Annotated in this window: 19 protein-coding genes; 8 read left to right on the top strand and 11 right to left on the bottom strand. The window is 71.5% G+C overall.

The features are described 5' to 3' along the window. Positions 1 to 58: 58 nt before the first annotated feature. Positions 59 to 1,450 (top strand): MFS transporter, encoded by a 1,392-nt coding sequence (locus ACQ393_RS12325; RefSeq protein ID WP_430647315.1) that lies wholly within the window; start codon positions 59 to 61, stop codon positions 1,448 to 1,450. Positions 1,451 to 1,453: 3 nt separating this feature from the next. On the opposite strand, the gene ACQ393_RS12330 is transcribed toward ACQ393_RS12325, so the two are convergent. Genes ACQ393_RS12330 through ACQ393_RS12340 form a run of 3 tightly spaced genes read right to left on the bottom strand, consistent with a single transcriptional unit; the run spans position 1,454 to position 2,810 of the window. Next, positions 1,454 to 2,014 (bottom strand): dihydrofolate reductase family protein, encoded by a 561-nt coding sequence (locus tag ACQ393_RS12330; protein ID WP_430647135.1) that lies wholly within the window; start codon positions 2,012 to 2,014, stop codon positions 1,454 to 1,456. Beyond that, complete coding sequence (locus ACQ393_RS12335; protein WP_430647136.1) at positions 2,014 to 2,475, bottom strand: SRPBCC family protein; 462 nt, start codon at positions 2,473 to 2,475, stop codon at positions 2,014 to 2,016. The genes ACQ393_RS12330 and ACQ393_RS12335 overlap by 1 nt, the downstream gene beginning before the upstream one ends. Then, on the bottom strand, positions 2,472 to 2,810 hold the full coding sequence (locus ACQ393_RS12340; RefSeq protein ID WP_430647137.1) for an ArsR/SmtB family transcription factor: 339 nt from the start codon (positions 2,808 to 2,810) through the stop codon (positions 2,472 to 2,474). Before ACQ393_RS12340 ends, ACQ393_RS12335 begins: the two co-directional genes overlap by 4 nt. Before the next feature lie 260 nt (positions 2,811 to 3,070). Between ACQ393_RS12340 and ACQ393_RS12345 the strand changes: the two genes are divergently transcribed. From ACQ393_RS12345 to ACQ393_RS12355, 3 genes are all read left to right on the top strand, one after another. Then, the gene (locus ACQ393_RS12345; protein ID WP_430647138.1) at positions 3,071 to 4,090 is read left to right on the top strand and encodes an extracellular solute-binding protein; all 1,020 of its coding nucleotides are present in this window, start codon (positions 3,071 to 3,073) and stop codon (positions 4,088 to 4,090) included. A 77-nt stretch (positions 4,091 to 4,167) separates the two neighbouring features. After that, the gene (locus ACQ393_RS12350; protein ID WP_430647139.1) at positions 4,168 to 5,775 is read left to right on the top strand and encodes an ABC transporter permease; all 1,608 of its coding nucleotides are present in this window, start codon (positions 4,168 to 4,170) and stop codon (positions 5,773 to 5,775) included. Beyond that, positions 5,772 to 6,920: an ABC transporter ATP-binding protein gene (locus ACQ393_RS12355; RefSeq protein WP_430647140.1), complete on the top strand. Its 1,149-nt coding sequence runs from the start codon at positions 5,772 to 5,774 to the stop codon at positions 6,918 to 6,920. Before ACQ393_RS12350 ends, ACQ393_RS12355 begins: the two co-directional genes overlap by 4 nt. A gap of 64 nt (positions 6,921 to 6,984) precedes the next feature. On the opposite strand, the gene ACQ393_RS12360 is transcribed toward ACQ393_RS12355, so the two are convergent. The 4 genes from ACQ393_RS12360 to ACQ393_RS12375 all read right to left on the bottom strand — a co-directional run bounded on the left by ACQ393_RS12360 (position 6,985) and on the right by ACQ393_RS12375 (position 12,438). Next, positions 6,985 to 7,650: a DUF305 domain-containing protein gene (locus tag ACQ393_RS12360; RefSeq protein ID WP_430647141.1), complete on the bottom strand. Its 666-nt coding sequence runs from the start codon at positions 7,648 to 7,650 to the stop codon at positions 6,985 to 6,987. A gap of 135 nt (positions 7,651 to 7,785) precedes the next feature. Further along, positions 7,786 to 8,178 carry a phage holin family protein gene (locus ACQ393_RS12365; protein ID WP_430647143.1) on the bottom strand — a complete coding sequence of 131 codons (393 nt, stop codon included), beginning with the start codon at positions 8,176 to 8,178 and terminating at the stop codon, positions 7,786 to 7,788. 212 nt (positions 8,179 to 8,390) lie between these two features. Then, positions 8,391 to 11,153, bottom strand: coding sequence for a PQQ-dependent sugar dehydrogenase (locus ACQ393_RS12370; RefSeq protein ID WP_430647144.1), 2,763 nt, complete (start codon positions 11,151 to 11,153; stop codon positions 8,391 to 8,393). 133 nt (positions 11,154 to 11,286) lie between these two features. Beyond that, positions 11,287 to 12,438, bottom strand: coding sequence for a sugar phosphate isomerase/epimerase family protein (locus tag ACQ393_RS12375; RefSeq protein ID WP_430647145.1), 1,152 nt, complete (start codon positions 12,436 to 12,438; stop codon positions 11,287 to 11,289). Positions 12,439 to 12,808: 370 nt separating this feature from the next. Between ACQ393_RS12375 and ACQ393_RS12380 the strand changes: the two genes are divergently transcribed. Continuing rightward, entirely contained in the window at positions 12,809 to 14,122 is a 1,314-nt protein-coding gene (locus ACQ393_RS12380) for an MFS transporter (RefSeq protein WP_430647316.1), read from the top strand. A gap of 93 nt (positions 14,123 to 14,215) precedes the next feature. Next, complete coding sequence (locus ACQ393_RS12385; RefSeq protein ID WP_430647146.1) at positions 14,216 to 15,616, top strand: FAD-binding oxidoreductase; 1,401 nt, start codon at positions 14,216 to 14,218, stop codon at positions 15,614 to 15,616. A gap of 14 nt (positions 15,617 to 15,630) precedes the next feature. Here ACQ393_RS12385 and ACQ393_RS12390 read toward each other — a convergent pair whose 3' ends face one another. Continuing rightward, positions 15,631 to 16,446, bottom strand: coding sequence for an alpha/beta fold hydrolase (locus ACQ393_RS12390; protein WP_430647147.1), 816 nt, complete (start codon positions 16,444 to 16,446; stop codon positions 15,631 to 15,633). Positions 16,447 to 16,498: 52 nt separating this feature from the next. Beyond that, entirely contained in the window at positions 16,499 to 17,341 is an 843-nt protein-coding gene (locus ACQ393_RS12395; RefSeq protein ID WP_430647148.1) for a PIG-L deacetylase family protein, read from the bottom strand. A 261-nt stretch (positions 17,342 to 17,602) separates the two neighbouring features. Between ACQ393_RS12395 and ACQ393_RS12400 the strand changes: the two genes are divergently transcribed. Continuing rightward, entirely contained in the window at positions 17,603 to 18,064 is a 462-nt protein-coding gene (locus ACQ393_RS12400) for a hypothetical protein (RefSeq protein WP_430647149.1), read from the top strand. A 39-nt stretch (positions 18,065 to 18,103) separates the two neighbouring features. Here the strand turns inward: ACQ393_RS12400 and ACQ393_RS12405 are convergent, their stop codons facing one another. Both ACQ393_RS12405 and ACQ393_RS12410 read right to left on the bottom strand, forming a co-directional pair. Continuing rightward, a complete protein-coding gene (locus ACQ393_RS12405) occupies positions 18,104 to 18,763 on the bottom strand; it encodes an SDR family NAD(P)-dependent oxidoreductase (protein ID WP_430647150.1) in 660 nt (219 codons plus the stop codon). A gap of 111 nt (positions 18,764 to 18,874) precedes the next feature. Further along, the gene (locus tag ACQ393_RS12410) at positions 18,875 to 20,338 is read right to left on the bottom strand and encodes a DUF6421 family protein (RefSeq protein WP_430647151.1); all 1,464 of its coding nucleotides are present in this window, start codon (positions 20,336 to 20,338) and stop codon (positions 18,875 to 18,877) included. Positions 20,339 to 20,706: 368 nt separating this feature from the next. Between ACQ393_RS12410 and ACQ393_RS12415 the strand changes: the two genes are divergently transcribed. Next, positions 20,707 to 21,363 (top strand): hypothetical protein, encoded by a 657-nt coding sequence (locus ACQ393_RS12415; protein WP_430647152.1) that lies wholly within the window; start codon positions 20,707 to 20,709, stop codon positions 21,361 to 21,363. The last annotated feature ends 83 nt before the right edge of the window (positions 21,364 to 21,446 follow it).

Consider the following 21,446-nt stretch of genomic DNA (forward strand, 5'->3'; position numbering starts at 1 on the left):
GCCGAGCAGGGCGGATGCCGCGGGGCTCGCGCCCGACGTCGAGCCGCCGCCGAACGGCATGCGCACGTTCCTCCAGGTGCTCGTCAACACCGCGCTCGCGAACGTCACGACGAGCTTCCTCTGGTTCGCCCTGACGTTCTGGGTCTACCTCGAGACCCGGTCGGTGCTCGCGACCGGCATCGTCGGCGGCGCCTACATGCTGCTCATCGCGTTCTTCGCGATGCTGTTCGGCACCATCGTCGACCGGCATCGCAAGCTGCAGGTCATGCGGTTCTCGAGCCTCGTCACGCTCGGCTCGTTCGTGGTGGCCGGCGCGATCTACCTGCTCCAGCCCGAGTCGGCGCTCGTCGATCTCGGCGGGCCGTGGTTCTGGCTGTTCGCCGGAATCATCCTGTTCGGCTCCGTCGTCGAGCACATGCGCAACATCGCGCTCTCGACGACGGTCACGCTCCTGGTGCCCGTGGAACGGCACGCGAACGCGAACGGCCTCGTCGGCACCGTGCAGGGCGTCGCCTTCATCGTGACGAGTGTCTTCAGCGGCCTCGCGATCGGGTTCCTCGGCATGGGGTGGACCCTCGTGATCGCGATCGTGCTGACGCTCGTCGCGCTCGTGCACCTGTTCTTCCTGCGCGTGCCGGAGGAGCGGCCCGCCCGCGAGGGCGAACGCGAGCCGATGATCGACGTTCGGGGCAGCATCAGCGCCATCCGGGTGGTGCCCGGGCTGTTCGCGCTCATCATCTTCGCCACCTTCAACAACCTCATCGGCGGCGTCTACATGGCGCTCATGGACCCGTACGGCCTCACGATCTTCCCGGTCGAGGTCTGGGGCGTCGTGCTCGGCGTCACGGCGACGGGCTTCATCATCGGCGGCGCCGTGATCGCGAAGTTCGGGCTCGGCCGCAACCCGATCCGAACGATGCTCCTCGTGGTGGTCGCGATGGGCGTGCTCGGCGCCGCGTTCACGATCCGCGAGCAGTGGTGGCTCTACGCGGCGGGCATCTGGCTGTACATGTGCCTCATCCCGGTCGTGGAGGCGGCCGAGCAGACCGTGATCCAGAAGGTCGTGCCGTTCCGCCGGCAGGGCCGGGTCTTCGGATTCGCCGCGGCGGTCGAGGCTGCCGCGGCGCCGATCACCGCCTTCCTCATCGCCCCGATCGCGGAGTTCTGGATCATCCCGTACATGGAGGCGCCGACGGGCCAGGCCACGTGGGGCTGGCTGCTCGGCGACGGCGACGCCCGCGGGATCGCGCTCGTGTTCCTGTTCGCCGGGCTCGCGACGGTCGTGCTCGCGCTGGTCGCGTTCACGACGAAGTCGTACCGCCTGCTCTCGGAGACGTACCGAGGCGCCGAGGAATCGGTGCCGGCCCCGGAATCGGCACCGGCGGTGGGGCCGGCTGACGAGGTCGGGCGCAGCGTCGAGTTCGACCCGGCGGCGCCCGACCGGCCGTAGCGGTCACCGCAACCGGTAGTGCAGGCTCACATGTCCCGTGGGGTGCGTGTGCAGGTGCTCGAGCGCCAGCGCCTGCTGCCCGAGGGCGGACGGCGTGAACGGGCGCCCCGACCCGATCAGCACGGGCACGATCCGCAGTCGGAGTTCGTCGACGAGCCCGGCTGCGAACAGCGCCTCAGTGAGCTCGAGGCTCCCCCAGAGCACGATCGCGTCGAATCGCTCCTTCAGGCGGGCGACGGAGGTCGCGCCATCCCCCCGCAGCACCTCGATCTCGCCGTCGCCCCACGGCGCCCGCTCGAGCGAGTTCGACACGACGTGCTTCGGCAGCCGCGCGATGGGCTCGGCGACCGCCTCGACGGCGGGGTCGGCCGCGGGCCAGTAGTCCGCGAACATCCGGTACGTGTTCGCACCCAGCAGGATCGCGTCGACGCCCTCGAGGAAGTCGAGCTGATCCTGGTCGGTCGCCTCGAGGCCCGGGACGGCCTCGAAGAACCCGATCCCGCCCTCGGCGTCGGCCGCGTAGCCGTCGGCCGACACGATCTGCTCGACGATGAGCCGTTCCATCAGCGGATCCTCGCCGAGAGCTGCTCGTCGAGCAGGTCGAACGCCGAGTCCCAGCCGTCGTACACGTCCTCGTCGCCGGGTGCGCCGGGGAAGCCGCGCACGTGGAACAGCATCTCCGTCCGGTCGTCGTCGAGCTCGCGCAAGTCGACCGTGATGACGGGCGCGGTCTCGTCGGGATCGCCGGGCGACGCCCAGGTGAAGACGAGTCGCCTGGGCGGGTCGACCTCGCGGTAGACGCCGGCGGTCGGGTACTCGCTCCCGTCGGCGGGATTCACCATGGTGTAGGCGTACCGCCCGCCGGGCCGGGCGTCGACGGAGACGCTGCCGTCCTTGATGACGATGCCGCGCGGGTGCCACCATTCCGCTGCGTCGGCGGACTCGGTCCAGGCCTGCCACACCAGTTCGCGGGGTGCATCGAAGATGCGGGTGATGGTGAACTGCGCGTCGGACTGCGCGGTCATGGGGTTCCCCCTCTCATCCTTCGGAGCTGCTCGTCGAGCAGGTCGAACCGCTCGTTCCACTCGCCGCGATGGCGTTCGACCCAGTCGGATGCCTCGTCGAGCGGTTCCGTCCGCAGCGTGCAGGTGCGCCACTGCGCGGTGACGGTGCGCTCGATGAGCCCGGCGCGCTCGAGCACCGCGAGGTGCTGCGAGATCGCGGGGCGGCTCATCGCGAACGGCTCCGCGAGTTCTCCGACGGTCGCCGGTCCGCGGTGCAGGCGCGAGAGCATCGCGCGCCTGGTGGGATCGGCGAGGGCGCGGAAGACGAGGCTGAGCTCGTCCGCGGCTTCCGCCATGAAAGCAACTCCTTAATTAATGACGTGCTTAACCGTAGGCGACGTCCCGCCGGCCGTCAAGCGATTCGCTCGTGCATGAGGATCCGGTCGATGCCCGCTCGCAGGGCTGCGCGTGCAGGATTCTCATGCGCGGATCACTCGGAGCGGTCGGGCCCGACGGTGACGCCCGGGGTCGAGGTCGAAGTCAGGTGAGGCTAGGCTAAGTTCACCCGCTTTCGACGGGCCCTCACCTTTCCATCGACCGTTGGAGCAGTTCGCCCATGCGCGCACGACGCGGAATCGTCCTCGCCGGAGCCGGCCTCGCCGCCGCGACCCTCGCCCTGACCGGCTGCACCGCGCCGGAAGACGACGCGGAGACGCTCACCGTCTACGTGGGCCGCGACGAGAGCCTCGTCGGTCCGCTCATCGAGCAGTTCGAGGAGGAGACGGGCATCACCGTCGAGGCGCGCTACGCTGCGACGCCCGAGCTCACTGCCCTGCTCCTCGAGGAGGGCGACCGCACTCCCGCCGAGGTGTTCCTGTCGCAGGACGCCGGCGCGCTCGGCGCGCTCGCCGACGCCGACCTCGTGACCGAGATCCCGTCCGACCTCGCCGACCTGATCCCCGACGGCTTCACCTCGACGGATGACTCGTGGATCGGCGTGACCGGCCGTGCCCGCGTCATCGCCTACGACGGCGAGCAGCTCAGCGAGGACGAGGTGCCCGACACGGTCGACGACCTCACCGGCGAGGAGTGGTCGGGCCAGGTCGCCTTCGCGCCCGGCAACGCCAGCTTCCAGTCGTTCATCACGGCGCTGCGAGTGCTCGAGGGCGAGGACGCCGCAGCTGCGTGGGTCGAGGGCATGGCCGCGAACGACCCCGAGCTCACCGAGAACAACCTCGCCTCGCTCGACCTCGTCAACACCGGGCAGGCGCAGCTCGGCCTCATCAACCACTACTACTGGTTCCGCCAGGCCGCCGAGGTGGGCGCGGAGAACATGCGCGCCCGGCTGAAGTTCCTCCCGGGCGACCCGGGCGGCATCGTGAACGTGACGGGCGCCGCCATCATGGACGGCGCGGAGGACGACGAGGCCGCACGCACGTTCGTCGAGTTCCTCGTCTCCGAGCAGGCGCAGCAGTACTTCGTGGAGGAGACCTTCGAGTACCCGCTGCTGCCCGGCATCGACGCGCCCGAGGGCCTGCCCGCGATCGACACGCTCGTGAACCCCGGACTCGACCTCAGCGACCTCGACTCGGTCGGCGAGTCGCAGCAGCTGCTGGCCGACAACGGCCTGATCTGACCCCGAGGGGCGAGCGGATGCCGCGGGGCCGACGACCCCACCGCAGCGCTGCGCCGCACGCCTACGCTGGAACCGAGATGACCGACCGAGTCGCGACGCCGAGCCCCCGCCGTCCGTGGGGGCTCGTCGCGGCGTCCCTCGTCGCGGTCGCGCTCGCCGCGATCCCGGTCATCCACCTCGTCGTCCGGGTGCTCTCGGCCGACCCCGACGCGCTCGCCGCGGTCTTCGACCGGCCCCGGATCCCGCTGCTCGTCGGCAACTCGGTGCTGCTCGCGGCATCCGTCACCCTCACCGCGGTGGCGCTCGGCGTGCCGAGCGCGTTCCTGCTCGCCCGCGCCCGGCTGCGCTGGCGCGGCGCGTGGGCGGTGCTCGCGGCGCTCCCGCTCGCGATGCCCTCGTACCTCGCGGCCTACGGATGGCTCGCCTGGCAGCCGTCGATGAAGGGCTTCTGGGCCGCCTGGCTCGTGCTCAGCTTCGTCTCGGTGCCGTACGTGACGTTGCCCGTCGCCGCGGCGCTCCGGATCGGCAGCACCGGCCTGGACGACGTCGCCCGCACGCTGGGGCGCGGGCCGTTCGGCTCGTTCATGCTCGGCACGTGGCCGCAGATCCGGCCGGCGGTGCTCGCGGGCGCACTGCTCGTCTGCCTCTACACGCTGAGCGACTTCGGCGGGGTCGCGCTGTTCCGCTTCCCGGTGCTCACGACCGCGATCCAGCAGGCGTACTCGGCGAGCTTCAGCCGCGACGAGGCCGCGGTGCTCGCGGTGCTCCTCGTCGCGCTCGCGCTGCTCGTCGTGATCGGCGAGCAGGTCGCGCGCGGGCGCGCGGCACGACGCATCCAGGCGGCGCCGACGGCCGGGCGACGACGGATGACCCGGCTCGGGCCGTGGACCGTTCCCGGCCTGCTGCTGCTCGCGCTCGTGCCCGTGGTGGCGGTCGTCGTCCCGGTCGCGGTGCTCCTCGGCCGCGTGCTCACCGCCGAGACGCTGCAGGCCTTCGACGGCGCGAACCTCGCGCGCGCGGTCGGCAACACGGTGCTGCTCTCGGCGGGGGGCGCGGTCGTCGCGGTCGCGCTCGCGCTGCCGATCGGCGTGCTCGCGGCGCGGCACCGCGGCCGGATGGTGCGGGGCATCGAGTCCGCGGGCTACCTCGCGCTCGGCCTGCCCGGCATCGTCGTCGGCCTATCGCTCGTGTTCTTCTCGCTGAGCGTCGTCCCGGCGCTCTACCAGACCGCGCTCGTGCTCGCGTTCGGCTACGGCATCCTCTTCATGCCGAAGGCCATCGGCTCGATCCGTTCGGCGACCGGCCAGGTGCCGACCTCGCTCGAGGACGTCTCGCGCACGCTCGGCAACTCGCGCGCCCGCACGTGGTGGTCGGTGACCGCGCGCCTCGCGCGCCCGGGCATCTTCGCGGCCGCACTGCTCGCCGCGGTCTCGGCCATGAAGGAGTTGCCGGCGACCCTCATGCTGCGCCCGACGGGCACCGACACGCTCGCCGTCGAACTCTGGCAGCGCACCGACATCTCCGCCTACGGCGCCGCCGCGCCGTACGCGGTCGCCCTGCTGCTCGTCGCGGCGGTGCCCGCGTTCCTGCTCTCCGACGCGCGCGCCGGACGCGAGGCGACCCGGGAGGCGATCGCGCCGCGCGCGGCGGCCGAGCGCGAGACGACCCGGGAGGTCATCGGATGAGCCGGTTGGAGGTGCGCGACCTGACGGTCGGCTACGAGGGCGGCCCGGTCCTGCACGCGGTCGACGTCGAGGTGCCGCACGGCGAACTGCTCGCCATCGTCGGGCCGAGCGGATGTGGCAAGACCACCCTGCTGCGCACCATCGCCGGTCTGCTCCGCGCGCAGTCGGGGGAGATCCGCATCGGGCAGCGGATGGTGACGACGCACGGCATCCACCTCGCGCCCGAGAAACGGCGCATCGGATGGGTGCCCCAGGATGCCGCGCTCTTCCCGCACCTCACGGTCGCCGAGAACGTGGCGTTCGGCATGCTCGCCGGCCGCGGCTCCGCGCGCGCGGCCCGCAGGGCGGCGAGGTCCGACGAGGTCCGGCGCCTGCTCGACCTCGTCGACCTCGCGCCGCTCGCGACGCGCGCCCCGGGCCAGCTCTCGGGCGGGCAGGCGCAGCGCGTCGCGCTCGCGCGGGCCCTCGCGGCCGGCCCCGAGCTCGTGCTCCTCGACGAGCCGTTCGGTGCGCTCGATCCGATGCTGCGCGCCGATCTCCGCGCCGCGGTGCGCGAGCTGCTGCGCACCGAGGGCGTCACCGGCATCCTGGTCACGCATGACCAGGCCGAGGCGCTCTCCGTCGCCGACCGCGTCGCGGTCATGCGCGGCGGCGAGGTGCTGCAGCTCGGCACGCCGGAGGAGGTCTACCGGGAGCCGGTCACGCCCTGGGTGGCGGGGTTCGTCGGCGACGCCGTGTTCCTTCCCGGGGTGCTGCACGGCGACGAGGTCGCGACCGCGATCGGGCGGCTTCGCGCGGTGCCGGTGGCGGATGCCTCGGGGCTCGCGCCCGAGGACGGCGAGCCCGTGACGGTGCTCGTGCGCCCGGAGGAGCTGCACGTGGAGCGTGCGGACGCGGAATCCGTCGGTCGGAGCGGATCGGGGTCGGCCGCCGTCGGCGGCACCGGACCCGGCCCGGCCGCCCCGCTCGACGCGATCGTCGCCGACGTCGAGTACACGGGTCACGACGCGATGCTCGCCCTCGCGCTCGCCGACGGCCTGCGGCTGCGGGCGCGGGTCACGGCGTCCGGGGTGGTGCCCCGCGGCACCGAGGTCCGGGTGTCGGTCTCGGGTCCGGTCCGGGCCTTCCGTCCCGAGCCGGCCTGAGTCGCCGCGGCCGGGCTGCGCCGCATCGGTTCGCTGCGCGTCGCGGCGCATTCCCCCGCGCCGCTCAGGGCGCCGGGCACTCGCGCTCGGCCTCCGCGGGGAACTCGGGCACGGGGCGCGCCTCGGCCTCCTCGGTCGTCGTGGCGGGGCCGTTCTCCTCGATGTCGCGGATCAGCCAGTCCATCTCGTCGATCTCGCGCCGCTGGGCCTCGCTGATCTCGACCGCGAGTTCGCACACCCGGACGTCCTCGTTCTGGAAGCGCTCGGATCGCGTGATCGCCAGCGAGTGGTGCGGGATCATCGCGCGCATGAAGGACGTGTCGTTCACGGTGGCCTGGGTGCGGTCGAGGGCGATGCCGCCGCCGATGAGCAGCACGCTCGCCGCGATCACGGCGATGTTGCCCTTCGTGCTCTTGTACATGCCGAGCATCCAGGCGAGCATGACGAGTCCCATGGTGCCGCCCATGGTGATCGCCATGAAGACGCGGCTCTGGCTGAAGCGGATGTGGCTCCACTCCCACGAGCCGGCGAACATCACGAAGTACATGACCACCATCGACGTGAGGATCATCGCCCCGAACCGCAGGTACATATTCAGCGTCGGACGCGACTGCTGCTCGTGCTCGTGCTGCTGCTCGTGCTCGGATTCCGGGTCGTGCCCGGACTTCGGGTCGTGGGCGTCGGGGCCGTCGTGCCGGGACCGCCCTGACGCGTGCTCGTTCGTCGTCATGGTGCTTCGCCTCCTCGATCGGGTCCTTCCATGCGATCGTGGAGGCGCGGAGGCGGCAAGGGCGTTGCGCCCGGCGAGGCCCTCTGGTACCCGGGGGGTATCCGGGCGTCGGCGTCGGACCTCGGCGCCGCGACGTCAGCTGGTGGCGCGACGGTCGTCGACGCGGCCCTTCAGCCACCAGAGGCCGAGCAGCCAGGTGCCGAGCGCCGTGATGATCCACATGATGAGCGTCGCGAGGATCCAGGTCACGATGCCGTCGACGCGGATGCCGTTCGGGAACAGCGACGCGATCAGCAGCGCGACGAACGTCGAGACGAGCCCGATGCCGCCGAGGATCGCCGAGGCGTACTGCCGGGCCACGTTGAAGATGAACGGCGCGAGGACCGCCTGGGCGATCGTGAACACGAGCACCGCCACGATGAACCCGGCCGGGTCGACATGGAAGTCCGGGAGGATCCAGGACGTGACGAGCAGCCCGATGGCCGCCGTGATGAGCGAGATCGCGATATTGATCAGGAAGCGGATCATGAGCGAAGGCTAGCGCCGGACGCCCGTCGCGGGCCGGTGCCGACCGGCCAGCCGTTCGTTCCGCCCGCCGCGCGGGCATGGGAACGGGCCGCGTCCCCGAGGGAGCGCGGCCCGATCCGTTCTTGGTGCGGCCGGAGGATCCCGCCAAGGTCGTTTCCCGACCGCACCGGCCTGATGCGCGGCGGCGGGGAGGGCCCCGCCGCCGCGGGGTGCTACTCGAGCTCGGCGATCAGCGCCTCGACCGCGCGGACCACGAGCGCCGCGGCGTCCGCGTCGGTGCGGATGCGGTTCGGCACCTGGCTCGCGATGAACTCGAGCCGGGCGATCGCCGTCGCGGTGTCCTCCGCCTCGAGGGCCGCGTCGACCTCGGCGAGCACGTCGCCGAACGAGGCCTCGACACCGCGGGTGATGCTGCCGTCGGCCTTCAGGGCCGCGAGGAGCGCCCGGATGTCGTCGACCGACGTCGTGAACACGAACTGGTCGAGGACGACCCCGCCCGTCGAGGTCACGAGCACGCGACCGGTGCCCTCCGGCACGGTCACGAGCGGCACCGAGACATCCGCCCAGCCCTCGGAGTCGACCGCGAAGGTCGCGAAGGCGTCGGCGTCGGCGTCACCCCAGTGCAGCGACACCTCGCCCTCACCCGAGGCGCGGACGGCGGCCCCCGTGATGCCGCCGAACTCGACCGGCTGGTAGGCGATCCACTCGCCGGCGTCCAGGCCCGCCAGGTGGCGGAAGCCCTCGGCCGACTCGTCGTCGACGACCGTCACCTCGCCGCTGCGGGCGTCGTTGTGCTCGGCCTGCAGCGCGCGCGGGTTGAGCAGCGCCACGTCGTCACCCGTCAGCGCGGGAGCGGTGTCGGTGCCGGCATCGGTGTACGACGCGCCGATCTGGGCGTAGATGTTCTCGGTGTCGCCGTGGCCGGCCTCGAGCGCCATCTCGATCGTGGCGGTGCAGCCGTTGCCCGTGAACAGCGGGTGCGTGTGCGTGTTGTCGTGGCCGAGGCCGTAGCTCCACAGCACGCGGTCGCAGTCGATCGTCTCGTCGGGGTCGGTGACCTCGACCACGAACTCGATCTCGTCGCCCCAGTCGGCGAACGAGCCGTTCGCCGGGGAGATGATCTCGACGACGGGCGCGGTGTTGCCGACCGTGATCGTGACCGAGGCGAGGCTCACGCGCCCGCCCGTGTCGGTGACCCGGACGCGAGCCTGGTACTGGCCGTCCTCGGCGAAGGTGTGCGACGCGGTCGCCTCGCCTGCCTCGAACGTGCCCGTGCCCTCGAAGTCCCACGCGTAGCTCAGCGCGAGCCCGTCGGGGTGCGTCGAGTCGGACGCGTCGAAGTCGACCTCGAGCGGTCCCTCACCCGACGTGGGCGAGGCGTCGAGGATGACGCGCGGGCCCTTGGTGCCCTCGACGTAGTCGACCCGGTAGAGCCCCGCGTCGGGGTTCGGCCGGAAGAACCCGTCGCCGTAGTCGAGCACGTAGAGCGAACCGTCGGGACCGAACTCCATGTCCATCACGTTGTCCCACGGCGGCATTCCGGCCGCGTTCAGCGACGCGTTCGGCAGGAAGTCCTCGATCCTCGTGACGGGCCCGTCACCCTCGTCCTGCGAGAAGACGAACACGCGGTCGCGCGAGAACTCGCCCATGAACGTCTTGTGGTTCCAGTACTCCGGGAACTTCGTCTCCGAGGGGTTCTCCTCGTCGTAGACGTAGGTCGGGCCGCCCATGGGGGCCTGGCCACCCGAGCCGAACTCGGGCCACGGCTGGTGCTCGGGACGGTCGCCGTACCAGAGCTGCGGCTCGGTCGCCGTCGGGAGCTGGTCGAGGCCGGTGTTGTAGGCGCTCGTGTTGATGAGCGTGCCCTCGCAGTCGAACCACTCGCCCTGGGTCGCCGTCTCGAAGTCCCAGTCGTTGTAGTTCGCGTTCGGACCGTGGCAGTACGGCCATCCGCCATTGATCGCCGTGGTCGTCGACTGCCACTCCACGTAGCCCATCGGGCCGCGCAGGTCGCTCGCCGTGCCCGCGTCGGGGCCGTAGTCGCCCCACGTGACGGCGCCGGTGACCGTGTTGAAGTCCATGCGGAACGGGTTCCGCACGCCCATCACGAAGATCTCCGGTCGCGTCTCGGCCGTGCCCGGCGCGAACAGGTTGCCCTCGGGGATCGTGTAGCTGCCGTCGTCCTGCACGTCGATCCGGATGATCTTGCCGCGGAGGTCGTTCGTGTTGCCCGCACCGCGTCGCGCGTCGAAGCCGGGGTTGTAGCCGGGGCGGTCGTTGTTCGGCGCGTAGCCGCTCGCGCCCGGCGTGCTGGCCGGCGTGTTGTCACCCGTCGAGAGGAGCAGGTTGCCCTCGTCGTCGAAGGCGACGTCGCCGCCGACGTGGCAGCACTGCCCGCGCTGGACCTCGACCTTGATGATGTCCTGCTGCGTCGACATGTCGAGCGCAGACGCCTCGGCGTCCCACGTGAAGCGGCTGAGCTGGTTGTAGCCCTTCCACTGGTCCCAGTACGAGGCGTCCTGCCCGCTCGGGAGCGTGTTCGGCGCCGATCCGACCGGCGTCGTCGCCGGGTACGGTGCCTCCATCTCGCGCGGGGCGTAGTAGAGGTAGACCCAGCCGTTCTCCTCGAAGTCCGGGTCGAGGGTGACGGTCTGCAGGCCGTCCTCGGAGTTCGAGTAGACGTCGATCGTGTTGACCGTCGTCGTCGTGCCCTGCGCCGGGTCCGTGAGGCGGACCTGACCGTTCCGCGTCGTGTGCAGGACGCGGGAGTCGGGGAGGACCGCGAGGTCGATCGGCTCGCCGACGCCTTGGGTGCCGGCGAGCCGGACGCGCTCGTAGTTGGCCCAGGTCGTGGCCGAGACCGCGTCACCGTGGTCTTCGCCGTCGTGGGCGATGGCGGGCCCCGCGACGATCACGGATGCCGCGACCGCGACTCCGATCACCAGGGTCGCGAGGCGCGAACGTGCGATGTGCATGGATGTGCTCCAGTCAACGAGTGGAAGGAGGTTCGGCGGGATCCATGTGATGTCCGAGCCGCGCGGGGAGTCGGGTCACCCGCGCGGCCCGGGGTCGTGCGTCGGACGCGGAGCGCGCCCGACGGGCCGTGCGTCAGCCGCGGAGCGCGGCCAGGTTGCCGTAGCTGTATGCCGAGTTCTCGAGCGACAGCGAGGCGGAAGGTGCGTTCTGGTTGAGGTGGTTGATCGAGCTCGCGTTGTCCTGCTCGTACATCGCGTTGTGGTAGCCCTTCGCGCCGATCCGCTGGAAGAACGTCGTGTAGTCGATGTCTCCCGCGCCGAACGGCACGATCGAGTAGCCGGCGGCGCTGTCGTTCTTCGCGCCGTCCTTCGCGTGGAAGAGCGGGAACCGGGTGGTCTGCTCGGCCACGAGGCCGGCCGGGTCGAACCAGTCCGCCACGGTCGAACCGTCGGCGGCCGTGTAGCTCTGGTACCGGTGCTGGGCCACGTGCGCCCAGTACACGTCCATCTCGAGGTAGACGTAGTTCGGGTCGGTGTTCTGCAGGAACCACTCGAGGCGGCGGATGCCGCTCGATGCGGTCGGGTTGCCGGCCGCGTCCAACGGTCCGCTGTCGAGCAGGAAGCTGTACGCCTGGTCGTGGTTGTGCGTGTACAGCTTCAGGCCGTGCGACGCCGCGCGCTCGCCGAACACGTTCCACACCTCTGCAGCGGTCTGCCATGAGGAGAGGTAGGGGTCGCGGGTCGGGTCGTTGCCCGTGCCGATGTGGCCGAAGCCGAGGATGTTCGCGATCTCGCACGCCGCGTCGAACTGTGCGAGCGTGGTCTCGTTGACGACGTTCGGGATCGACCCGTGGTTGCCCTCGGCCTCGAGCCCGTTGTCGTCGAGCCACGTGCGCAGCAGCTGCGCGCCGGCGACGTTGTTGAGGTTGCCGCCCTCGGAGTTGGCGTTCTGGCTGTAGCCGGCGAACTCGATCTGCTTGTACCCCTGACGTGCGAGCTCCTCCAGGACCTGCTTGAAGCCCGAGGGCAGCCCCGGGTTCGTCAGGGGGTTGCGGCTGATCGCGTCGCGGACCGTGTAGAGGATGATGCCCCGCTTGCCGGGCGGGACGAGCACCCCGTTGCCGTTGCCGGGCGCAGCGTGCGCGTGCGTGTGGCCGCCCGCGAGGCCGACCGCTGCCGCGGCCGCCATGCCCGTCGTCGCCGCGAGCAGCTGCCGGCGGGTGAGACCCAGTCGGGTCCCGAGGAGCCGGGCGTCGTGCTCGGCCTGTTCCGTCAGTTCATCCATGATGCTCCCTTGCACTGAACCGTTATGGGGTCGGGCTCAACGCCCGCGACGCGGGACCAGGACCCGCGCCCGGCGCGAAGGGTCACCATCAGCCACTCTTCGCACCGTTGCTCGTGAGTTGGCGTCCACGAACTTTTCCGGACATTACGGCATTTGTTTCGGCGCAGTCAAGCAAAAGAATTCTCTTGCTGCGCGGCTTTTAACGTTCTACGGTAAAAGCGCCGCGAACGGGGGGTGTGCAGCACGGCGGCCCGCCAAGGCTGGCGTCGGCGCCGCCGAGGCGGGCATGATTGGGCGGGTGGGGAGTCGGAGGCGCGACGCCGACGCCGCCGCCGAACAGGGCGACGACGGGGGGCGCGCCGCGCGTCGCGTGCAGGGCACGTACTACACGCTGACGCTCGGCAACACCCTCGCCGCGTCGTTCATCTGGGGCATCAACACGCTGTTCCTGCTCGATGCCGGCCTCACGAACCTGGAGGCGTTCGCCGCGAACGCGTTCTTCAGCGTCGGCATGTTCGTCTTCGAGATCCCCACCGGCGTCGTCGCCGACACGGTCGGTCGCCGCGCGTCGTACCTGCTCGGCACGATCACGCTCGCCGCCACGACGGCGATGTACTGGATGCTCTGGGTCTGGCAGTCGCCGTTCTGGGCGTGGGCGGTCGTGTCGGTGCTGCTGGGGCTCGGGTTCACGTTCTTCTCGGGGGCCGTCGACGCGTGGCTGGTCGACGCGCTCCAGGCGACGGGGTACACGGGCAGCCTCGAGTCGGTCTTCGGCCGCGCGGTCGTCGTCGGCAACGTCGCCATGCTCGGCGGTTCGGTGCTCGGCGGTGTCATCGCCCAGCTGTCGAACCTCGGCGTCCCGTTCCTGGTGCGCGCCGCAATTCTCGTCGTGATGTTCGTCGTCGCCGCCGTGCTCATGCACGACCTCGGCTTCACCCCCGAGCGCGGGGCCGGTCCGGTGAAGGCGACCGGCGAAGTGCTGCGCGCGTCGGTGAAGTACGGGCTCGGACGCCGCCCGGTGCGCTGGCTGATGTTCACGACGCCGTTCACCACGGGCGTGGGCTTCTACGCGTTCTACGCGCTGCAGCCCTACTTGCTCGAGCTCTGGGGCGACGAGGGCGCCTACTCGATCGCCGGACTCGCCGCCGCCCTCCTCTCGGGCGCCGGCATCGTCGGCGGTTTCCTCGCCCCGGTCGTCCGGCGGCGCTTCCACAAGCGCACCTCCGTGATCCTCCTCGCCACGATCCTCAGCACGATCGTGCTCCTCCTGCTCGGACTCGTCGCGGACTTCTGGCTCGCGGTCCTGCTGATCGCCCTGTGGGGCGTGTCGTCGTCGATCGACGATCCCGTCCACCGGGCGTACCTGAACGACATGATCCCCTCGCGGCAGCGCGCGACCGTGCTCTCGTTCGACTCGCTGCTGGGCAGCGCCGGAGGCGCCGTCATCCAGCCGGCGCTCGGACGCGCCGCCGACCTCGGCGGGTACGGCTTCTCGCTCCTCTGCAGCGGGGCGGTCCAGCTGCTCGCCGCACCGTTCGTCCTGCTCAGCCGGGCCGAGCGGGATCCGGCCGACGCCGCGACCGCCGTGACGTCGGATTCGGAGGGGACCGGGGCGAGCCGTGCCGCCGGCGGTCCCGACGAGGGGCCGGCCACGGATGCCTCGCTGCCGCCGACCGCATCATGACGCCCTGAACCGCCGCGAACCGAACCGACCCGACCGAACCGACCCACCCGAACCGACCCGACCGAACCGACCCCAGCCGAGGAGCCCCATCCGATGCCCCGCCATTCCCCTGCGCCGACCGACACCCTCGCCGATCTCCGGCGCGAGATCGCGCCGGAGCGGCTGCTGACCGAACCGACGGAGGTCGCCGGCTATGCGCACGACGACGCCGAATGGGCCGACTTCGCCGACCCGGTCGCGGTGGTGCTCGCCGAGTCGATCGACGACGTCGTCGCGACGGTGCGCGCGGCCGCGGCATCCGGTCTGGCAGTCGTGCCCCGCGGCGCCGGGACGGGACTCTCGGGCGGCGCGAACGCCGTGGCGGGCTCGATCGTCCTCTCGCTCGAGCGGATGACGCGGATCATCGAGATCGACCCGGAGGAGCGCCTCGTGGTCGCCGAGGCCGGGGTGCTCAACGACGATCTCCGGCAGGCGGTCGCCGCGCACGGCCTCTGGTATCCGCCCGACCCGGCCAGCCATCGCATCTCGACGATCGGCGGCAACGCCGCCACCAACGCCGGCGGCATCTGCTGCGTGAAGTACGGCGTCACACGCGACTACGTGCTCGGCATGACCGTCGTGCTCGCCGACGGCGAGGTCGTGCGCCTCGGGCGCCGCACCGCGAAGGGCGTCACCGGCTACGACCTCACGGCGCTGATGGTCGGTTCCGAGGGCACGCTCGGCGTCATCGTCGAGCTCACGCTGCGGCTGCTGCCGCTCGACGGCCGCGAGGACCGTGCCATCGTCGGGTCGTTCGGCTCGCTCGAGGCGGCGGGCGACGCGGTGGCCGCGATCGGAGCCGCGGGCATCGTGCCGTCCGCCCTGGAGCTCATCGATCGCACCTGCATCGAGGCGGTCGATGCCTGGCAGTCGCTCGGCCTGCCGCACGGCGTGGAGGCGATGCTGCTCGCCCGCGTCGACGAGGTCGGTGCGGCCGGCGAGGCGCTCGCGGCGGCGGTGGCCGAGCGGATGTCGCGGGCCGGCGGCCTGACGGTCGAGCGCGGCGCCTCGACCGAGGCGGCGGATCGGCTCTTCCTCGCGCGACGCCTCGCGTATCCCGCACTCGAGCGCCTGGGTCCGGTGCTCACCGAGGACATCTGCGTGCCCCGACGGCGTGTTCCGGAGATGCTCGCTCGCATCCAGGCGAGCGCACGCGACCACGACGTCGTGATCGCGAACATCGCCCACGCCGGCGACGGCAACCTGCACCCGCTGATCATCGCGCCCGAGGGCGACGACGCCGCGAAGGCGCGGGCGAAGCTCGCGTTCGACCGGATCGTCGACGACTGCCGGGCGCTCGGCGGCACGGTCACGGGCGAGCACGGCGTCGGCCTGCTGAAGCTGCCGGGTGCGGCGCACGAGTTGAGCCCGCGCGTGGTCGAGCTGCACCGGGCGGTCAAGCAGGCGATCGACCCGCACGGCGTGCTGAACCCGGGCAAGGCGTTCCCGGTCTGAGCCGCGGCGCCCCCTCAGGGCGTGCGCTGCAGCCGCTCGAGCAGGATCCGGTTGAACAGGAGCGGCTGCTCGATGTTCGCGGCGTGCCCGTCGCGCGGGATCACGACCGAGTCGGCGAGCGGGTTCAGGGCCGCGGCGGCCGCCGCGTGGTCGGCCGGCCACAGCTCGCTCTCGGCGCCCGCGACGAACAGGACGGGCACGTCGCAGGCGGCGACGACCGGCCGCCAGTCGCGCTTCGCATGGTCGTTCAGGAGCGCCAGCTCGGCCTCGGTGAAGGCGGGCGCGCCGCCTCGCGGCAGGTCGAGCGAGGTGAGCAGGCGTCCGATGCGGACGAGCCCCTTCGACTTCGCGGGGAAGCGGCCCGGGTCGGGGATCCCCGCCGCGAAGAAGCTGTCGCGGTTGCCGTCGACGTAGTCGTAGAACCCGTTCGGCCAGTCGTCGGAGTTCAGCATGCACGGGGTCTGGTCGACGATCACGAGGTCGCGGATCCGCTCGGTGCCCCGTTCGGCGACGAGCGCCCAGAGCGCGTTCCCGCCCATGGACTGGCCGACGAGCGTCGCGTCGGTCAGGTCGAGCCCGTCGAGCAGGTCGAGGATGTCGCGGCCGTGCCGTTCCATCGTCGGCTCGCCCTCGCCCGGATCGGACTTCCCGTGGCCGCGCCGGTCGAGGGCGATGACGCGGTAGCCGGCCCGGGCCAACGGCTTGACCTGGTACCGCCAGCTGGTCGCGGGCGCCTTGAACCCGGCCACCAGCACCACGGGCCGGCCGCCCGGGTCGCCGTACTCGAGGTAGTTCAGCCGGGTGCCGTCGGATGCGATGAGGTCGACCACGCTCCGCCCCCTTCCGGGTCGTGTGGATGCACCCTATCGGGGCCGCCGCGGCTCAGGCGAGCGGATCGGCCCCGAGGTCGCGCACGTGGTAGAACTCGTGGTCCCAGAGCGCATAGATGAGCCACGTCGGCAGGATGTAGGACGCCGGCATGAAGTCGCGCTGCGACGCGTGGATCTGCCAGCCCTCGTACTTCTTGCCGACCTCCGCCGGCATCGCGTAGTCGGGCTCGGGCTGGTTCGCGACGACGAACGCCCCGGTCTCGCCGCCGAAGGCCGTGAGCGCCTTCGTCGGGCTGATCGTGTAGACGAGGTGGTCGGGCCCGGAGTACGAACCGTCGGATGCCTCGAGCTCGGCGATCGCGAGCTCGGTCACGCGGCCCATCTCCATGTGGTCGGCGTGGCCGGTGGCGCCGCTCTCCGGCCAGAACGCGACGACGACGTCGGGCCGGAACTCGCGCATCGCGTCGGCGACGCGTTCGACGAGCTCGTCCTCGTCCTCGTCCGGGAGCCCGCCGTCCGGGTACTCCCACACCTCGTGCTCGTCGACGCCGAGGTTGAAGCTGTTCTTCAGCGCCTCGGCGGCCCGGACCGTGCCGAGGTCCTCCTGCCGGGCGACGACCGGCACCTGGTGCCCGGCCTCGCCGCGCGTGGCCGTGATCATCGCCGTCTCGGCGCCGTCCTGCGCCGCACGCCAGAACAGCCCGTTCACGGTCTGCTCGTCGTCCGGGTGGGCGAAGACGCCGAGCACGCGCTCGCCGTCCAGCTCGGCGACGACGGAGTCGACGCCGCGGGCGCTCGGCTCGTGGAACAGGTCGCGACCGGCCCAGTAGGCCGCGCCGAGCGCGGCGACGACGACGGCGGAGACGGTGATGAGCGCGACGGTGCGCTTGCGCATGGGCGGGACTCTCGTTCGGGTGCGCCGTGGTGGCGGGGTGCGGGGGTGCGGGGGTGCGCGGGAATGCTACCTGCATGAACATCGAATCCCGAATCGCGCTCGGGCGACGGATGGCGCGGCGTGCGCCCGCGCCATCCGCTCGTCATCGCCGCGGCATCGTCGATTCACCGCCGATGCATAGCGAACCCATACGCATCGCCCGTAGGGTCGGTCGGGTCCGTAGCGACGCCCTGCGTCTCCCGTCGAAACCGAGGTCCTCCCATGCCTGCGCCCCGCCGTTCCATCTCCCTCGCCGCCCTGGTCATCCCGCCGGTCGCGCTCGTCGCGTCCGTCGCGGTGCTCGTGCTCGGGATCGTCATGACGATCGCGGAGAACGACGCCCTGGTCGCCGCCCTGAACAGCCCGGATGCCACGGCCGCCGACGTGTACGGCGGCCAGTCGCGCGTCGTGGTCGCCGGCGCCGTCCTCGCCGCGGGCATCCTCGCGGTGGTGATCTCGCTCGCGACGATCGCGATCACGGGCAGCATCCGCGCCTTCGCGCCGCGCCCCGTGGCGGCCTCCGGCCACCCGATCGACGCCGACGACCTCGATCACGTGGAGGACGTGGACGACCTCGACGACGACGGCTTCGAGGCCGAGGCCGAGGCCGACGCCGAGACGGACGCCGAGACCGACGTCACGACGTCGTCGTCCGCGACGGAGCCCGCCGCGCCCACGCGCTGAGGACGCGGGCGCGGACCCGATCGAGGTCCGCGCCCGGCCTCAGCCGGCCAGCGTGGTGACGCGCCCGTTGAGCTCGGGGGCCGCGGCATCCGTCGACCAGAGGGCGACCACCTCGTCGGCGAGCCGCTGCTCGAGCCCGGCGAGCGCCGTGACCCGGAAGGTCACGGCCGCGGCCGGCGCCCCGGCCTTCGCGAACCCGTCGGCGAGCGAACGCACCCACGACTCGCTGGCGGACTTGATCGCGGTGTAGTTCGCGGCCCCGGCGGTCGGCTTCTCGACCGTTGTGGACGAGACGATCGCGACGCGGCCGGCGTTGGAGGCCACGAGGTCGTCCCAGAAGACGCGGCTGGCGTAGCGGAGCGAAGTCAGCGAGCGCTCGAGGAGGCGGTAGTCCTCCTCGGTCTGCCCGGGGATGCCGCCGCCGCCGCGCCATCCGCCCACGAGGTGGACGAGGCCGTCGATGTCGCCGAGCTTCGCGTGCACGCGCATCGCGAGCTCGAGCACGTCGTCGCCGTCCGTGAGGTCGGCCCGCTCGCCGACGACGCCGGGGATCTCGACCTCGAGCTCGTCGAGCCGGCCCTGGTGGGTGCCGACCACGACGACCTTCGCACCTCCGTCGACGAGCGCGCGAGCGACCGCGCGGCCCGAGGCGCTGGTGGCGCCGGCGATGACGATGACCTTGTCCTGCAGGGTGTTCACGGTAGGGGATCCTCTCATGGCGCGAGCCATCCCGAACAACCGGCTGATGCCTCGGGTGCGGTGTTCGGGATGGCTCGCGGGTGCGCCTCCGGGGGGCGAGGCGGCTCGGGGTCAGGCGCCGGCGGCGGTGATGCCCACCGTCGACTCGATGACCGGCTTCATCTTCTTGTCGAGCGCCTCGAAGAACATCGAGAGCGGGAACTCGTCGTCCATCACGAGGTCGGTGTAGCCCTTGGGCGGGCCGGCGAGCACCTCGCGCGGCAGGCCCTCGGCCCACACCGACGCCGGGTTGGGCGTCAGCACGCCGCGGACCAGTTCGTAGGCGGCGAGCCAGTGCGCGGTCTTCGGCCGGTCGATCGACTTCCAGTACAGCTCGTCGATGGCGTCGCCGAGTTCGACGACGGCGTCGGGCACCGCGTCCCAGTCGAACGTGAGCTTCACGTCGGTCCAGTCGAGCACGTGCTTCTGGTGCAGCCACGCGAACAGCAGCTGGCCGCCGAGCCCGTCGTAGTTGCGCACGCGCGAGCCGGTGATCGCGAACCGGAAGATCCGGTCGAAGATCACGGCGTACTGCACGAGCTTGCCGGTCGTGCGCATCTGCTCCTCGACCTCGCTGAGCTCCTCGCCCGCCGCGAGGCGTGCGTCGAGTCCGCGCTGGATCTTCACCGACTCGCGGAACGCGGTCAGGTCGCACCGCAGCTCCTCCAGCGAGTAGAGGAAGAACGGCATCCGCTGCTTGATCATGAACGGGTCGAACGGCAGGTCGCCGCGCATGTGCGTGCGGTCGTGGATGATGTCCCACATCACGAACGTGCGCTCGGCGAGGTCCTGGTCCTCGAGGAGCGACGCCGCGTCATCCGGCAGTTCGAGCTTCGTGATCTCGGAGGCCGCACGCACCACCCGGCGGTACCGGGCGGCCTCGCGGTCCTGGAAGATCGCACCCCAAGTGAACGTCGGGATCTCGCGCATGGCCACGGTCTCGGGGAAGAGCACCGCCGAGTTCGTGTCGTACCCGGGCGTGAAGTCGACCAGGCGCAGGCTCACGAAGAGCGTGTTGCCGTAGTCGCCGGCCTCGAGATGCGCGATGAACTCCGGCCAGATCGTCTCGACGACGAGCGCCTCGACGTGCCGGTCCTGCGAGCCGTTCTGCGTGTACATCGGGAAGACCACGAGGTGGCGGATGCCGTCGACGCGGTGCAGCTGCGGCTGGAACTCGACGAGCGAGTCGAGGAAGTCGGGCACGCCGAGGCCGTCGGCCTGCCACTTCCGGAAGTCGGCCTGCAGCGCCTCGAGGTACGCGGCCTCGTGCGGGAACCGGGGCGCGAGGGCCGCGACCGATTCGACGATGGCGTCGACGAGGGCGGATGCCTCGGGACGGTCGGACTCCTCGGCGACCGAGCCGTCCTTCACCTGGAGGGACTGCAGGCGGGTCGCGGCCTCCTTCAGACGCAGCCAGGCGGCGTCGGACTCGACCTCGTCGGCGAGGGCGATGAGCTCGGGCGTGATCTCGACGCGGCGCTCGTCCTCGAGGACCTCGGGTTCGCCAACGATCGTCTCAATGGTGCTCTGTGACATCGGAAACCTCCGTTCCTCATGGGTCGGGCCGCTCGCCGCGGCGTTCATCGGCGCGGCGGATCCGCGCGCAGTCCAAGGCTACGTTCGCGGCCTCCGCGATTGATTGCGGTCCGGCGCGGGAATGTTGCGTCGGCGCACGAATCGGCGCGCGCTTCCTGCGCCGCTTCCGTCCGCCGCGCTGTGCGTCGCTCTCGCTCCGGAGCGGGTTCGGGTGGCATCGCCCCTGAGGGGACCGCGGACGGACACTGAGGAAAACTCGGGAAAACCGGTCCCCGTTCCGCGGGATCGCACGGATCCGGACCATCGTCGCGCTTCGTAGCTTGACCGTATCCCGACAAGTGGCCCCGATCGATGGAAGGAATGGAGCCATGAACAAGAGGACGGCGGCCACGGTGATCGTCACCGGGTCGCTCGCACTGCTGATCGGCAGCGGAACCGCGTCCGCAGCCTGGGGCGGACCCGTCCGGGAGGACCGCGTCCCGTCGGTCGTGGGCCTCGCTCGGGGACACGTCATCATCCGCGACGATCTCTCGCCCGCAGCCGTGAGCGGTCCGATCTCGGCGGCCGTCGAGCGCGTCGCCCAGGCGCCGGGGTTCAACGCCGACGCGCGTCGTGAACTCCACGCGTCCCTGCGGACGAGTGCCGCGACCCCGTTCAGCGCGGATCAGCTCCGCGAGCTGCGCTCGGTCGAGGTGCCGAGCGCCGCCGCGCCGCTCAGCGCGGAGAAGCTCCGAGAGCTGCACTCGGCGGCCGTGCCCGGCGCGCAGTCCGCGATCGGCGCCGACGCGCGTCGCGAACTCCACTCGATGGGGACCACGGCAGGAAGCGCCGAGATGCAGGGCGACCGGCTCGCGGAGTACGCCGAGGCCATGAACGCCTCTTCGACCTCGGGGACGGACGCGCAGGGGCAGCGCCTCACCGCGTACGCCGAGGCCATGCAGGAGCTCCACGCCGAGGGCGCGAGGTCCGCGACCGCGGTGACCGACGAGGGCGACGACCTCTCCCCGCTCCGGAGCGGCCGATGAGGCCGGATCGGGAGCGCACGATCGACGGGCGCGGCAGGTCGGGTCGACCGCCGCGCCCGTTCCCACGGTGACGGCCGGTGGTT

The sequence above is a fragment of the Agromyces sp. GXS1127 genome, assembly GCF_050565425.1.
GTDB lineage: Bacteria > Actinomycetota > Actinomycetes > Actinomycetales > Microbacteriaceae > Agromyces.

Bases quoted from the DNA above. Each gene is read 5' to 3' on its own strand.
- ACQ393_RS12345 (WP_430647138.1), top strand. From the start codon at position 3,071: ATGCGCGCACGACGCGGAATCGTCCTCGCCGGAGCCGGCCTCGCCGCC.
- ACQ393_RS12330 (WP_430647135.1), bottom strand. From the start codon at position 2,014: ATGGAACGGCTCATCGTCGAGCAGATCGTGTCGGCCGACGGCTACGCG.
- ACQ393_RS12355 (WP_430647140.1), top strand. From the start codon at position 5,772: ATGAGCCGGTTGGAGGTGCGCGACCTGACGGTCGGCTACGAGGGCGGC.
- ACQ393_RS12340 (WP_430647137.1), bottom strand. From the start codon at position 2,810: ATGGCGGAAGCCGCGGACGAGCTCAGCCTCGTCTTCCGCGCCCTCGCC.
- ACQ393_RS12335 (WP_430647136.1), bottom strand. From the start codon at position 2,475: ATGACCGCGCAGTCCGACGCGCAGTTCACCATCACCCGCATCTTCGAT.
- ACQ393_RS12370 (WP_430647144.1), bottom strand. From the start codon at position 11,153: ATGCACATCGCACGTTCGCGCCTCGCGACCCTGGTGATCGGAGTCGCG.
- ACQ393_RS12325 (WP_430647315.1), top strand. From the start codon at position 59: ATGCGCACGTTCCTCCAGGTGCTCGTCAACACCGCGCTCGCGAACGTC.
- ACQ393_RS12410 (WP_430647151.1), bottom strand. From the start codon at position 20,338: ATGTCACAGAGCACCATTGAGACGATCGTTGGCGAACCCGAGGTCCTC.
- ACQ393_RS12395 (WP_430647148.1), bottom strand. From the start codon at position 17,341: ATGCGCAAGCGCACCGTCGCGCTCATCACCGTCTCCGCCGTCGTCGTC.
- ACQ393_RS12365 (WP_430647143.1), bottom strand. From the start codon at position 8,178: ATGATCCGCTTCCTGATCAATATCGCGATCTCGCTCATCACGGCGGCC.
- ACQ393_RS12360 (WP_430647141.1), bottom strand. From the start codon at position 7,650: ATGACGACGAACGAGCACGCGTCAGGGCGGTCCCGGCACGACGGCCCC.
- ACQ393_RS12350 (WP_430647139.1), top strand. From the start codon at position 4,168: ATGACCGACCGAGTCGCGACGCCGAGCCCCCGCCGTCCGTGGGGGCTC.
- ACQ393_RS12385 (WP_430647146.1), top strand. From the start codon at position 14,216: ATGCCCCGCCATTCCCCTGCGCCGACCGACACCCTCGCCGATCTCCGG.
- ACQ393_RS12375 (WP_430647145.1), bottom strand. From the start codon at position 12,438: ATGGATGAACTGACGGAACAGGCCGAGCACGACGCCCGGCTCCTCGGG.
- ACQ393_RS12400 (WP_430647149.1), top strand. From the start codon at position 17,603: ATGCCTGCGCCCCGCCGTTCCATCTCCCTCGCCGCCCTGGTCATCCCG.
- ACQ393_RS12415 (WP_430647152.1), top strand. From the start codon at position 20,707: ATGAACAAGAGGACGGCGGCCACGGTGATCGTCACCGGGTCGCTCGCA.